Genomic DNA, 14,027 nt, shown 5'->3' on the forward strand with positions numbered 1-14,027 from the left:
GAGAAGACATGCAACCCTCGAACCAGAGTGACCTGAAGTGTGGGCTCAAGCAGCGCCACATGACGATGATCGCGCTTGGCGGCGTGATCGGTGCCGGGCTGTTCGTCGGCAGCGGTGTGGTGATTCAGCAGACCGGGCCGGCCGCGATCCTGTCGTTCCTGATCACGGGCGGGCTCGTCGTGCTCGTGATGCGGATGCTCGGCGAGATGGCCTGCGCGATGCCGGCCGTCGGTTCGTTCTACGAATACGCACGGCTCGCGTTCGGCAACTGGCGTGGGCCCGGCAAGATGGCGGGCTTCCTGACCGGCTGGATGTACTGGTATTTCTGGGTGATCGTCGTCGCGCTCGAAGCGGTGGCCGGCGCCAAGCTGATCCAGTTCTGGCTGCCGGATACACCGGCGTGGATCATCAGCCTGGCGCTGCTGGTCGTGCTGACGCTCACGAACCTGATCTCGGTCGGCAGCTACGGCGAATTCGAATTCTGGTTCTCGTCGATCAAGGTCGGCGCGATCATCGTGTTCCTGTTCCTCGGCGGCCTCTACGTGCTCGGCCTGTGGCCCGCGTCGATGCACACGACGGCCGTGCTGCCGACGCTGCTCGGCCACGGCGGCTTCATGCCGCTCGGCATCGGGCCGGTGATGAGCGGGGCGGTCGCGGCCACCGGGTTCTACTTCGGCGCTGAAATCGTCACGATCGCGGCGGCCGAGGCCAAGGAGCCGGCGAAAGCGGTTGCGAAGGCCACCAATTCGGTGATCACGCGCGTGCTGGTGTTCTACGTCGGCTCGGTCGCGCTCGTCGTCGCGCTGGTACCGTGGAATTCGCATCAGATGGCCACGCCGTACGTGAGCGCACTCGAAGTGATGGGCCTGCCGGCCGCGGCCAACGTGATGAACGCGATCGTGCTGACGGCGGTGCTGTCCGCGCTCAACTCGGGCCTCTATGCGGCGTCGCGGATGCTGTTCGCGCTGACCCGCCACGGCGACGCGCCGGCCGCGCTCGCGAAGGTCAACAAGCGCGGCGTGCCGGTGCGCGCGATCCTGCTCGGCACGGTGTTCGGCTACGTGTCGGTGGTGATGTCGTACGTGTCGCCCGATACCGTGTTCGCGTTCCTCGTCAATTCGTACGGCACCGTCGCGCTGTTCGTGTACGTGCTGATCGCGTTCTCGCAGCTGCGCCTGCGCAAGCGTCTCGACCCGGTGGCCGCCAGCAAGCTGCGCGTCAGGATGTGGGCGTACCCGTACCTGACCTGGGTCGCGATCATCGGCATGGTCGGCATCCTCGTCGCGATGGCGTTCATCCCGGACCAGCGCAAGCCGCTGTGGCTCGGCGTCGCCAGCCTCGGTGTGCTGGTCGTCGCCTACGGGCTGACGCGCCGCAGCCGCCGCGAGCATCTCGACGACAGCGAACTGCTCGCCTATCCGCCGCGGTAATGCGCGGCCACGCATGACGCCGAAGGCCCGGCATGCAAGCCGGGCCTTCGCGCATGCGGCTGCCGGCCCGATCCGATGGATTGCCGGCGCAACTATCGGGCCGGCCGATAGCACCGATCAGAGGATGCGACTTTATGTCGGCCGCGTGCCGGCATAGCATGAATGACCGATTCACGGGTGCGCCCCGGCAGGGCGCGCCCTCATTCGCGAACGAGGACAGACGATGGAACATCGGGCACGCGAGCGCGACGAGCAGGCCGAGATCAAGACGACGACGTGCTACATGTGCGCATGCCGCTGCGGCATCCGCGTGCACCTGCGCGACGGTGAGGTGCGCTATATCGACGGCAATCCCGCGCATCCGCTGAACCAGGGCGTCATCTGCGCAAAAGGTTCGTCGGGCATCATGAAGCAGTATTCGCCCGCGCGGCTCACGCAGCCGCTGATGCGCAAGCCGGGCGCCGAGCGCGGCGACGCGCAGTTCGAGCCGGTGTCGTGGGACGTCGCATTCGACGTGCTCGAAAAGCGCCTCGGGCACCTGCGCGCTACCGACCCGAAGCGATTCGCGCTCTTTACCGGCCGCGACCAGATGCAGGCGTTGACCGGCCTGTTCGCGAAACAGTTTGGTACGCCGAACTATGCGGCGCATGGCGGGTTCTGCTCGGCGAACATGGCGGCCGGGATGATCTACACGATCGGCGGCTCGTTCTGGGAATTCGGCGGCCCCGATCTCGACCACGCGAAGCTGTTCTTCATGATCGGCACCGCGGAAGACCACCATTCGAATCCGCTGAAGATCGCACTCGGCAAGTTCAAGCGCGCGGGCGGCCGCTTCATCGCGATCAATCCGGTGCGCACCGGCTACGCGGCGATCGCCGACGAATGGATTCCGATTCGTCCCGGCACCGATGGTGCGCTGTTCATGGCGTTGATGCACGAGCTGATCGCGCGCAACGCGTTCGACCTCGAATTCGTGTCGCGCTTCACGAATGCGGCCGAGCTGGTCGACCAGCGCGACGGCGCCGACACGTTCGGGCTGTTCGTGCGCGACGCGGGCGCGCCGGAGGTCAACGCGCTGTATCCGCAGAACCGGATGTGGTGGGACACGAAGACGAACCGCGCGGTGCTGCATCACACGGAAGGCGCGGAGCCGGCGCTCGACGGCCGCTATACGCTCGACGACGGCACGCCCGTCGCGCCGTCGTTCACGCTGCTGCGCGAACAGGTGGCCGAGTGCACGCCCGAATGGGCGGCCGACATCACCGGCATCGCGGCCGACACGATCCGCCGCCTCGCCCGCGAGATGGAGACGGTCGCGCGCGAGCACGCGATCGAGCTGCCGGTGCGCTGGACCGATTCCTGGGGCAAGGAGCACGCGTCGGTGAAGGGCGTGCCGATCGCGTTCCATGCGATGCGCGGGCTCGCCGCGCATTCGAACGGCTTCCAGACGATCCGCGCGCTCGCCGTGCTGATGTCGCTGCTCGGCACGATCGACCGGCCGGGCGGCTTCCGGCACAAGGCGCCGTATCCGCGCGCGGTGCCACCGTCGGCGAAACCGCCGAACGACCCGGCGCAGATCAGGCCGAACACGCCGCTTGCCACGGGCCCGCTCGGCTGGCCCGCTGGCCCCGAGGACCTGTTCGTCCATCCGGACGGCACGCCCGCGCGGCTCGACAAGGCGTTCTCGTGGGAATACCCGCTCGCGGTGCACGGGCTCATGCATTCGGTCATTACCAATGCATGGCGCGGCGATCCCTATCCGATCGACACGCTGCTGATCTTCATGGCCAACATGGCGTGGAATTCGTCGATGAACACGACGGAAGTGCGCAAGATGCTGGTCGACAAGCGCGACGACGGCGAATACCGGATTCCGTTCCTCGTCGTGTGTGATGCGTTCGCGTCTGAAATGACGGCGTTCGCCGACCTGATCCTGCCCGACACGACTTACCTCGAACGGCATGACGTGATGTCGGTGCTCGATCGGCCGATCTCCGAATTCGACGGGCCGGTCGACTCGGTACGCGTGCCGGTCGTGCCGCCGACCGGCGAATGCAAGCCGTTCCAGGAAGTGCTGATCGAGCTCGCGAGCCGGCTGAAGTTTCCGGCCTTCACGACGGCGGACGGGCAGCGCAAATACCGCGACTATCCGGATTTCGTCGTCAACTTCCAGACCGCGCCCGATTCGGGCACCGGCTTCCTGATCGGCTGGCGCGGCAAGGACGGCGACAAGGCCGTCGTTGGCGAGCCGAACCCCGACCAGTGGAAGCGTTACGCGGAGAACAATTGCGTGTACCACCACCGGTTGCCGGAGCCGCTGCAGTACATGCGCAACTGCAATGGCCCGTACATGCAGTGGGCGGTCGACAACGGGATGCGCAAGTTCGGCGTGCCGATCGTGATCCAGCTCTACTCGGACGTGATGCAGAAATTCCGGCTCGCCGCGCAGGGCCGCACGTCGGGCCGCCAGCCGCCCGATCATCTGCGCGAGCGCATCGCACGCTATTTCGATCCGCTGCCGTTCTGGCATCGCTCGCTCGAAAGCGGGCTGACCGATGCGAGCCGCTATCCGCTCGCGGCGATCACGCAGCGGCCGATGGCGATGTACCACTCGTGGGATTCGCAGAACGCGTGGCTGCGGCAGATCCACGGCGAGAACCATCTGTTCGTGAACCCCGTGACGGCCGCCGCGCAGCAGATCGACGACGGCGCGTGGATCTACGTCGAATCGCCGTGGGGCAAGGTGCGTTGTCGCGCGCGCTACAGCGAGGCCGTCGAGCCCGGCACCGTCTGGACCTGGAACGCGATCGGCAAGGCAGCCGGCGCGTGGAACCTCGGGCCGCAAGCGGGTGAGTCGCAGCGCGGCTTCCTGTTGAACCACGTGATTACCGACGAGTTGCCGGATGCGGCGCGCGACGGCGCACGCCTGTCGAACTCCGATCCGGTCACGGGGCAGGCCGGCTGGTACGACGTGCAGGTGCGGATCTATCCGGCCGAAGCCGATGCGGCCACGACCTTGCCGCAGTTCGCGCCGATGCCGGCGCTGCCGGGCACGCCGCGCGTGCTGCAGCGCGTGCAGGCGTATTTCGCGGGAACCGGCGCATTCGCCGCGCGGCTGCGGCGCGCGACGTCGGCCGGCCCTCAGTCTGACGACCGCTGATCGAAGGAGCGCAACCATGACCCAGATGGCCCTCGTCATCGACCTGAACGTATGCGTCGGCTGCCATGCCTGCGTAACGAGCTGCAAGGAATGGAACACGTCGGGCGAAGCCGGCAGTCTCGCCGATCTGCGCCCGTACGACGACGATCCGTCCGGCACGTTCTTCAACCGCGTGCAGACCTACGAAGCGGGTGTGTTCCCGATGACAGACACGATCCACTTCCCGAAATCGTGCCTGCACTGCGAGGATCCGCCGTGCGTGCCGGTATGCCCGACCGGCGCGAGCTACAAGCGCAAGTCGGACGGGATCGTGCTGGTCGACTACGACAAGTGCATCGGCTGCAAGTACTGCGCGTGGGCGTGCCCGTATGGCGCGCGCGAGCTCGACGAAGGCCGCAAGGAGATGACGAAGTGCACGCTGTGCGCGGACCGCATCGACAACGAAGCGCTGCCCGAACGCGACCGGAAACCGGCCTGCGTGCTCGCCTGCCCGACGTCGGCGCGGCTGTTCGGCGATGTGCACGATCCCGAATCCGACGTGTCGCGTGCGATCCGCGAACGCGGCGGCTATGCGCTGATGCCCGAATGGGGCACGCGACCGTCGAACCATTATCTGCCGCGCGTGAAGACCGAAGCGTCGTGCGGTTGCGGGAGTAGCGGCGGGTGCGGCAGCGCGTCGAACGGCCGTGACGAGGACGCGTCGTTCGAAGCCCGCGCGGCGCGCGGCGACATCGATCTCGTGTCGCTCGCGACGCAGCGCTGAGCGCAAGGCCCTTCATTCATACGAAAAAACGGAGTTCCCATGCGCCCAGCCTTTTCGGTCGTTTTCCTCACCACGCTGTGCGGTGCCGCACAGGGCCTGCTGCTGACGCTCGTGACCGTCGAGGCACTTGCGCGCGCGGCGGGCGTCGATATCGCTGCGTCGTTCTACGTGACGGGTGCCGCGCTGTCGGTCGTGCTCGGCGTGCTCGGCCTGTTCGCGTCGTTCTTCCATCTCGGCCACCCCGAGCGCGCATGGCGCGCGATCGCGATGTGGCGCACATCGTGGCTGTCACGCGAATGTATCGCACTGCCGATGTTTCTCGCGTGCGCGTTCGCGTATGGCGCGGCACATCTGTTCGGCTGGCCCGGCACGTTGCTGATCGGCGCTGCGGGCGCGCTCGCAAGTGTCGTGCTGTTCGTGTGTACCGCGATGATCTACGCGTGCCTGCGGTTCCTGCAGGAATGGGCGAGCCCGCTGACGCTCGTGAACTTCGTGCTGCTCGGCTGCGCGTCGGGCTGCACGCTGGCGACGGCTTGCGCCGCGTGGCTCGCGCCGGCGCTGGTCGGCCGGCTCGCCGTGGCCGCGTGCGCACTGACGCTCGCCGGTGGCGTGGCACGGCTCGCGTCGCTTGCGCGCAATGCCCGGTTGCGGCCGAAGTCGACCGTGCAGAGCGCGACCGGGATCCGCCATGCGAAGGTCGAACAGAAGTCGCGCGGCTTCACGGCCAGCGCGTTCAATACGCGGGAGTTCTTTCACGGGCAAGGCAACGGCACGCTGCGGGCAGTGAAGGCCGGCTTCCTGATCGGCGCGTTCGCGGTGCCGTTCGCGCTGACCGGCGCGGGCGCGCTCGCGCCGACGTCGGTCGCGGCGGCCGTCGCGCTCGGCGCCGCGTTCGTGATCCAGTATGCGGGGCTGGTCGCGGAACGCTGGTTCTTCTTCGCGGATGCGCGGCATCCGCAGAACATCTACTACCAGCGCGCGTCATGACGTTGCGTGCGCGCCGCCACGCCGTGCGGGAACTAGAACGTTTGAGCGAGCGCGCCGGCCGCTTCCTGCAGGCGCGGCACGTGGTCGAGCAGCCGCGACAGCGGCGCGCGCGACACGGGCGCATGCACGGCGACCGCGGCGATGCACGTGCCGTCGTCGCCGACGATCGGCGCCGCGATGCACACGATGCCCGCGACGAATTCCTCGTTGTCGATCGCGACGCCCTTGTGTGCGGTGCGGTCGAGTTCGGCTTCGAGCAGTTCGGGATCCGAGATCGTATTCGGGGTGTAGCGCGGCAGTGCCAGCGCGCGCACCAGCGCGGCGCGTTCGTCGCGCGGCAGCAGCGCGAGCAGCAGCTTGCCGCTGGCGCTGCAGTGTGCGGGCACGCGCGAGCCGGGTTTCAGGTCGAGCCGCAGTGGCCAGTCGGCCTCGACGCGGTCGAGATAGACGACTTCCGTGTCGTGCAGCGCGGTCAGGTTGCAGGTTTCGCCGAGATCGGCGACGAGCCGTTCGAGGATCGCGTGGCGCAGCCGGCGCGCGCCCGCATGCAGCATCACGCCGGTGCCGAGCCGCGCGAGGCGCGGGCCGATCGCGTACGCGTTCTTGCGGCCCGGCTCGCGGATCACGAGGCCGCCGGCTTCGAGCGATGCAAGCATCCGGTGCAGCGATGCCTTCGGGATATCGACGTCGCGCGCGAGATCGGCGAGCGACACGGCATCGCCGGCCTGGACGAGATGTTCGAGCAGCGCGAAGGCGCGCAGCGTGGGCGTATCCGCGGGCAGCATGGCAGGCGTTCCGGAAACTGGACTGCGGCCATTGTACCGAACGGCCCGGCAGGCCGGCCGGGCGGGGCAGTGGGCTCATTGACTCGGTCCGAACTTTCGGCAACGGAACGAATCGTTCCGTAAACACGGCTGGCGCGGGCGCGACGATCGATGCCTGCGCGATCAGCAACGACAGGAGCGCAACGCAATGGATGGGGTGGCGAACAAGCCGGACTGCATGGTGTCGGTCCGTGAACGCTTCGGGTTCGATTCGGACCTGATGGTGCCGGCGTTCAGCGCGCGCGACGATCACGTGCCCGATATCGACGACGCCTACCGTTTCAACCCGGACGTCACGCTCGCGATCCTCGCGGGATTTGCGCGCAATCGCCGCGTGCTCGTGCAGGGGATGCACGGCACCGGCAAGTCGACGCATATCGAGCAGGTCGCGGCACGGCTGAACTGGCCGTGCGTGCGCGTGAACCTCGACGGCCACATCAGCCGGCTCGACCTCGTCGGCAAGGATGCGATCGTCGTGCGCGACGACGTGCAGGTGACCGAATTCCAGGAAGGGATCGTGCCGTGGGCGCTGCAGCGTCCGGTCGCGCTGATCTTCGACGAATACGATGCGGGGCGGCCCGACGTGATGTTCGTGATCCAGCGGATTCTCGAGCGCGACGGCAAGTTCACGCTGCTCGACCAGAACCGCGTGATCCATCCGCATCCGTCGTTCCGGCTGTTCGCGACCGCGAACACGGTGGGGCTCGGCAACCTGAACGGGCTCTATCACGGCACGCAGATGCTCAACCATGCGCAGATGGATCGCTGGAACGTGGTCGCGACGCTCGACTACCTGCCGCGCGACGAAGAGATCGGCATCGTGCGTGCACGCGTGCCGGAACTCGCGGACGAAGCCGGCCGCCCGCTGCTCGAATCGATGGTGAGCCTCGCGGAGCTGACGCGCAACGGCTTCGCGACCGGCGACCTGTCGACGCTGATGTCGCCGCGCACGGTGATCAACTGGGCCGAGAACTGCCAGATCTTCCGCGATCCGGCGCTCGCGTTTCGGCTCACGTTCCTGAACAAGTGCGACGACGCCGAGCGGCCGGTCGTCGCCGAGTATTACCAGCGCTGTTTCGGCGAGGAGCTGGCGGTCGCGTCGCGTGCCGGCGGTGGCGAGCCGGGAGCGGGGCGGTGAGCGCCGATCGCGACGCCGCGCGCCGTGCATCGGCGCGCGAAGCGCTGGGCGCGTCGACCGTGCGTGCGCTGACACGCGACGCGGCGCTGCATTACCGTGCGGGCCGCGTGTGTCGCGACCTGCGGCCACTGCCGATCCATGCGCCGCACCTGCGCGCGCAGGCGGCCGACGACGATCTCGCTTCGTGGCGCGGTGCGGCCGACGGCGCCGCGCTGCGCATCCTGCATTCCGATGCGGACCTGCATCGCGCGTTGTCCGGCGACGATCCGGTCGAACGCGTGCTGTTCGAAATGCTCGAGCAACTGCGCTGCGAATCGCTGGCGCCACCCGCCATGCGCGGCGTCGTGCAGAACCTGCGCCATCGTTTCGACACCTGGTCACGCGCGTTCCATCGGTCGGGACAGGCCGATACGCATGTCGGAATCCTTGTTTACACGGTCGCGCAGATCGCATGGTCGCGGCTGACGGGGTGGCCGGTGCTCGAGGAGACGGAAGACCTGATCGAAGCGTCGCGCGCGGCGATCGTGCCCGAGATCGGCGTGCAGCTTGCGGGGCTCAAGCGGTGCCGGCACGATCAGCGCGCATTCGCGGAACATGCGCTGACGCTCGCGAAGCGCATTGCATCGATGATTCGCGATGCGCGCGCGGCCGTCGTCGAAACGGAGACGCAAGACGTGCGCGAGCAGGACGATGCGCTGACGAATTTCTCGCTGTGGGTCGATTTCGACGACACGGGCATCGACCTGCCGGCCCTCGTGGAGACGGGCGACAGCGCCGTGCTGCAGGGCGGCGATGCCGTCTACCGTGCGTATACGACGCGTTACGACCGCGAGCTCCGGCCGGCCGCGCAGATCCGCGCGGCACTGCTGCGCGAGTACCGCGACCGGCTCGACGGCCAGGTCACCGCGCAGCGGATCAACGTCACGCGGCTCGCCCGTGTGCTGCGTGCGGCGCTCGTCGTGCCGCAGGCCGACGGCTGGTCGTTCGGCGAGGAACATGGCCGCCTCGACGGCCGCCGGCTCGCGCAGCTCGTCAGTTCGCCGGCCGAACGGCGGCTGTTCCGGCTCGAACGCGTGCGGCCGCACGCCGATTGCGCGCTCGCGTTCCTGGTCGACTGTTCGGGATCGATGAAGACGTGGATCGACGGCGTCGCGCTGATGGTAGACACGCTGGCCCGCGCGGGCGATGCCGCCGGTCTCGCGACCGAAGTGCTCGGCTTCACGACGCTCGCATGGAACGGCGGCCGCGCGCGGCAGGACTGGCTCTCGCGCGGCAAGCCGCGCCATCCGGGCCGGCTCAACGAAACCGGCCACCTGGTGTTCAAGGATGCGGACACGCGCTGGCGGCATGCGCGCACGGGTATCGCCGCGCTGTTCAAGGCCGATCTGTTCCGTGAGGGTGTCGACGGCGAAGCGGTCGAATGGGCGTGCGCGCGGCTTGCGGCGCGGCCGGAGGCGCGCAGGATCCTCATCGTGATCTCGGACGGCAGCCCGATGGACGGCGCCACGGCGCTCGCGAACGATCCGTTCTACCTCGACAACCATCTGAAGCAGGTGGTCGCGCGCCAGGAGGCGGCCGGCCGCGTCGAAGTGCTCGGGCTCGGCGTCGGGCTCGATCTCGGCCCGTATTACCGGCACCGGCTCGCGATCGACCTTGCATCAGCGCCGGACATGAAGCGGCTCGTCGAAATCGCGCGCTGGATCGGCGCGCGGCGATGAAGCAGGCGACGGCCTGCAAGGCGGATGCGGCAACACGCACGCGTCGCGACACAATGCCGGACGCTGGCCGGTTCGCTGCGGCACGCGCCGCGCGGCATCACGCGCCGCGCAGCAGCGGCGGCAGCGACGTCGCGATCAACCCGATGCCGATCGCCATCAGCACGCCGAACGCAAGCCGGCGCAGCGCGACCGGCGACAGCGGCGGCGGGTAGTGGCGCGCGGCGACCGTCGTCAGCATCACGACCGGCGTCGCGATCGCCGCCAGCAGCCAGATGTCGCGATCGAGCTGGCCTTCGCACGCGCTGTACAGCACGCGGGTGGCCGAGGTCGTCGTAAACAGCACGATCAGCGCGCAGCGGATCTGCACGAGCGTCAGCGGTTGCCGGTAGAACTGGAAGATCAGCGGCGGCCCCGACACGCCGAACATCCCGCTCAGCAAGCCGCCGAACAGGCCGCTGACGAAGAAGCTGCGGTTGTCCGAGCGCTCGGTGAGCGGCGCCGGACGCAGCGCCGCACTCAGGCCGCCGTACAGCACGACTGCGCCGAGAATGAGCTGCAGCAGGTCGGCCGCCGAGCGGCTCAGGCATTCGAGCAGCAGCACGCCCGCGACGACCGACGGCAGGATGCCGAGTGTCGCCGCGCCCACCGCGCGCCAGTCGATGTGATGCAGCCGGCCGGGCAGCGCGGTCGCGCCGTTCGCGAGCGACACGACGCTCATCAGCGTGGCGACGGTGGCGAGCGGCGCGAGACCGAAGCCGCTCGTCGCGCCCATCACGATCATCCCGAGCCCGAAGCCGGTGACGGTCTGGAAATAGCTGCCGGCGCCGATCACCGTGATCAGGATCGCCAGTTTGTCGGCTGTCATGCGTGTGCGGCCTCGCCCGTCGCGGCGCGCTGCGCGGCCGCCTGCGCCTGCACGGTGGTCGCCGCGATCACGTGATACACGTCGTCGGCGCTGCAGCCGCGCGACAGGTCGTTCGCGGGCCGGCGCAAGCCTTGCAGCAGCGGGCCGACGGCCTTTGCGCGACCGATCCGCTCGGCGAGCTTGTAGCCGATGTTGCCGGCTTCGAGACTCGGGAACACGAGCACGTTCGCGTGGCCGCCCACCTGCGAATGCGCGATCTTGCGCTCGGCGATTTCCGCGACGATCGCCGCGTCGAGCTGCACGTCGCCGTCGATCGCAAGCGCCGGGCGCAGTTCGCGTACCTGCGCGGTCGCGGCCGTCACCTTGTCGACCGCCGCGTGATGCGCGCTGCCACTCGTCGAGAACGACAGCATCGCGACACGCGGTTCCTCGCCGAGCAGTGCGTGCGCGCTGTCGGCGGCGGCCATCGCGATCTCGGCGAGCTGACTGGCATCCGGATCGACGACCAGCGCACAGTCGGAGAAGATCAGTCCGCCCTTGATCGTGTGAAACGGTTCGCACAGCATCATCAGGAAGAAACTCGACACGATCCGGAACGCGGGATCGACACCGATCAGCTGGAGCGCCGCGCGCACGACGTCGGCCGTCGCATGCACGGCGCCCGCGACCGAGCCGTCCGCATCGCCGAGCCGTACCATCAGGTTCGCATGGCAGAGCGGATCGAGCACCGCGTCGCGCGCGGCATCGGCCGTCATGCCCTTGCGCTTGCGCAGCGCATGCAGCGCGTCCGCATAGGCATCGCGTTGCGCGGCGCTGGCCGGATCGACGAGCGTCATGCCGTCGAGATCGATCGCGTCGCGCGCGGCCGCCGCGTGGATCGCCGCACGGTTGCCGACGAGCACGATGCGGGCGATGCCGTCGCGCGTTGCGCGCGCGGCGGCCTGCAGCACGCGCGGATCGTCGGCTTCGCACAGCGCGATGCGCATCGGCTGGCGGCGCGCGGATTCGAGAATGCGGTCGAGGGCTTTCATCGTTCGCTCGGATAAGAAAGGAAAAACGGCCGGATGCGGCGGCCCGCACGGGGCACGGCGTCCGGCCGGAGGGCCGGCCGCGCGAGAGGGGCGCGCGACCGGCAACGGGGGTGCGTCAGCGACGCGGCATTACACGTAGTCCTTGTACTTGTCGAGCATGCGAACCGGCTTCGACAGCGCATCGCGACGGAACGGATCGCCGAGTTCACGCGTGCACATGATCTCGATGATCGTGGTCTTGCCTTCGTTCATCTGCATGTCGATGGCACGCTTGAGCGCCGGGCCCACGTCCTCGAGGCGGTCGACCGTGATCCCTTCGGCGCCCATTGCACGTGCGATCGCCGCGAAGCTCTGGTTGTCGAGTTCGCCCGCGACGAAGCGGCGGTTGTAGAAGTCGACCTGGTTCTTCTTCTCCGCGCCCCACTGGCGGTTGTGGAACACGACGGCCGTGACCGGGATGTTGTGGCGCACGCAGGTCATCGTTTCCATCAGGCTCATGCCCCACGCGCCGTCGCCCGCATACGACACGGCCGGACGGTGCGGCGCGGCGACCTTCGCGCCGATGATCGTCGGGAACGCGTAGCCGCAGTTGCCCCAGCTCATCGCCGCGAAGAAGCTGCGCGGCTTGTTGAAGCGCAGGTAGCTGTTCGCGACCGAGTTGATGTTGCCGATGTCGGTCGACACCATCACGTCCTCGGGCATCGCCTTCTCGAGTTCGCGCAGCACCTGGCGCGGATGCAGGTACTGGCCGCCGCTGAACGGCTTCTCGTGTTTCTGCTCCTCGATCATGTCGAGGCTGAATGCGTCGCGCTCGTGCGTCCAGTCGTCGAGTTCCTTTTCCCACGCGGCCTTTTCCGTCGCGATCTGGTCGGCGCGCTCGCCGCGCGAGCCATCGCACACGAGCGTGCGGCCTTCGAGGCGTTGCGTGAGTGCGATCGCCGCGGCCTTCGCGTCGCCGCAGATGCCGACCGAGATCTTCTTCACGAGGCCGAGCATCTTGTGGTCCGCGTCGATCTGGATGATCTTCGCGTCCTTCGGCCAGTAGTCCATCCCGTGCTGCGGCAGCGTGCCGAACGGCCCGAGGCGCGAGCCGAGCGCGATCACGACGTCGGCGCGCGACAGCAGTTTCATCGCGGCCTTCGAGCCCTGGTAGCCGAGCGGGCCGCACCACAGCGGATGGTTCGCCGGGAACGAGTCGTTGTGCAGGTAGCTGTTGACGACCGGCGCGCCGAGCCGTTCAGCGAGCGCCTTGCATTCCTCGATCGCGTCGGCCATCACGACGCCGCCGCCCGAGATGATGACCGGGAACTTCGCCTGCGCGATCAGCGCGGCCGCGTCGTCCAGGCTCTGTTCGCCGCCGGCGCCGCGGTCGAGCCGTCGCGGTTGCGGAATCTCGACCTTGACCTTGCCGTAGAAGTAGTCGCGCGGGATGTTCAACTGCGTCGGGCCCATCTCGGCCTGCGCGCGGTCGAAGCAGCGCGCGGTGAATTCGGCCATCCGTGCCGGGTGCGTGACGTGACCCTGGTACTTCGTGAATTCCTGGAACATCGGCAGCTGGTTCGCTTCCTGGAAGCCGCCGAGGCCGATGCCCATCGTGCCGGCTTCCGGCGTGACGATCACCACCGGGCTATGTGCCCAGTACGCGGCCGCGATCGCGGTCACGCAGTTGCTGATGCCGGGGCCGTTCTGGCCGATCACGACGCCGTGGCGGCCCGACACGCGCGCGTAGCCGTCGGCCATATGGCCCGCGCCCTGTTCGTGCACGACCGGGATCAGGCGGATGCCGGCCGGCGCGAAGATGTCCATCGCATCCATGAACGCGGAGCCCATGATGCCGAACATGTCGGTCACGCCGTTGGCCGCGAGGGTTTCGACGAAGGCTTCGGACGGTGTCATGTCCTGCGGACCGTTCGCGGATGCACGCAGGGAAGTGGATTGTTCGCTCATGGGTTGTCTCCGATTGTTTAATTAACGGAACGTCTTGTTCCAGATGCTATTTGCTGGGGAAGGCCGGTCAAGTCATTCCGCCCGCTGTCGGCGAATGTGGAATGAAATGAAATGATTCGTTTCAAAATGCGCGCGGGGGCGGTGGCGCGAGTGACGCGCGAGGC

General features: G+C 68.1%; 10 protein-coding genes. 6 read left to right on the forward strand and 4 right to left on the reverse strand.

Annotated elements, in window-relative coordinates:
- Positions 1–8 precede the first annotated feature (8 nt).
- From BTE28158_RS11950 to BTE28158_RS11965, 4 genes are all read left to right on the forward strand, one after another.
- Positions 9–1,430 (forward strand): amino acid permease, encoded by a 1,422-nt coding sequence (locus tag BTE28158_RS11950; RefSeq protein ID WP_124904467.1) that lies wholly within the window; start codon positions 9–11, stop codon positions 1,428–1,430.
- A gap of 223 nt (positions 1,431–1,653) precedes the next feature.
- The gene (locus tag BTE28158_RS11955; protein WP_151049637.1) at positions 1,654–4,590 is read left to right on the forward strand and encodes a molybdopterin oxidoreductase family protein; all 2,937 of its coding nucleotides are present in this window, start codon (positions 1,654–1,656) and stop codon (positions 4,588–4,590) included.
- Positions 4,591–4,606: 16 nt separating this feature from the next.
- Positions 4,607–5,353: a 4Fe-4S dicluster domain-containing protein gene (locus tag BTE28158_RS11960; RefSeq protein WP_124904463.1), complete on the forward strand. Its 747-nt coding sequence runs from the start codon at positions 4,607–4,609 to the stop codon at positions 5,351–5,353.
- A gap of 39 nt (positions 5,354–5,392) precedes the next feature.
- Positions 5,393–6,340 (forward strand): dimethyl sulfoxide reductase anchor subunit family protein, encoded by a 948-nt coding sequence (locus BTE28158_RS11965; RefSeq protein WP_124904461.1) that lies wholly within the window; start codon positions 5,393–5,395, stop codon positions 6,338–6,340.
- Between the two features lie 32 nt (positions 6,341–6,372).
- On the opposite strand, the gene BTE28158_RS11970 is transcribed toward BTE28158_RS11965, so the two are convergent.
- On the reverse strand, positions 6,373–7,125 hold the full coding sequence (locus BTE28158_RS11970; RefSeq protein WP_124904459.1) for an IclR family transcriptional regulator: 753 nt from the start codon (positions 7,123–7,125) through the stop codon (positions 6,373–6,375).
- 187 nt (positions 7,126–7,312) lie between these two features.
- On the opposite strand from BTE28158_RS11970, the gene BTE28158_RS11975 reads away from it, so the two are divergent.
- Together BTE28158_RS11975 and BTE28158_RS11980 are read left to right on the forward strand one after the other, a co-directional pair.
- Positions 7,313–8,302, forward strand: a complete 990-nt coding sequence (locus tag BTE28158_RS11975) for an AAA family ATPase (RefSeq protein WP_151049635.1) — start codon at positions 7,313–7,315, stop codon at positions 8,300–8,302.
- A complete protein-coding gene (locus tag BTE28158_RS11980) occupies positions 8,299–10,020 on the forward strand; it encodes a cobaltochelatase CobT-related protein (protein WP_151049633.1) in 1,722 nt (573 codons plus the stop codon). Before BTE28158_RS11975 ends, BTE28158_RS11980 begins: the two co-directional genes overlap by 4 nt.
- 97 nt (positions 10,021–10,117) lie before the next feature.
- Here the strand turns inward: BTE28158_RS11980 and BTE28158_RS11985 are convergent, their stop codons facing one another.
- From BTE28158_RS11985 to xsc, 3 genes are all read right to left on the reverse strand, one after another.
- Entirely contained in the window at positions 10,118–10,885 is a 768-nt protein-coding gene (locus tag BTE28158_RS11985) for a sulfite exporter TauE/SafE family protein (RefSeq protein WP_151049631.1), read from the reverse strand.
- Positions 10,882–11,916 carry a phosphate acetyltransferase gene (gene pta, locus BTE28158_RS11990; protein WP_151049629.1) on the reverse strand — a complete coding sequence of 345 codons (1,035 nt, stop codon included), beginning with the start codon at positions 11,914–11,916 and terminating at the stop codon, positions 10,882–10,884. The genes BTE28158_RS11985 and pta overlap by 4 nt, the downstream gene beginning before the upstream one ends.
- Positions 11,917–12,045: 129 nt before the next feature.
- Complete coding sequence (gene xsc, locus BTE28158_RS11995) at positions 12,046–13,863, reverse strand: sulfoacetaldehyde acetyltransferase (RefSeq protein WP_059598808.1); 1,818 nt, start codon at positions 13,861–13,863, stop codon at positions 12,046–12,048.
- Positions 13,864–14,027: the final 164 nt, after the last annotated feature.

Source organism: Burkholderia diffusa (genome assembly GCF_902499115.1).
GTDB classification, from domain to species: domain Bacteria; phylum Pseudomonadota; class Gammaproteobacteria; order Burkholderiales; family Burkholderiaceae; genus Burkholderia; species Burkholderia diffusa.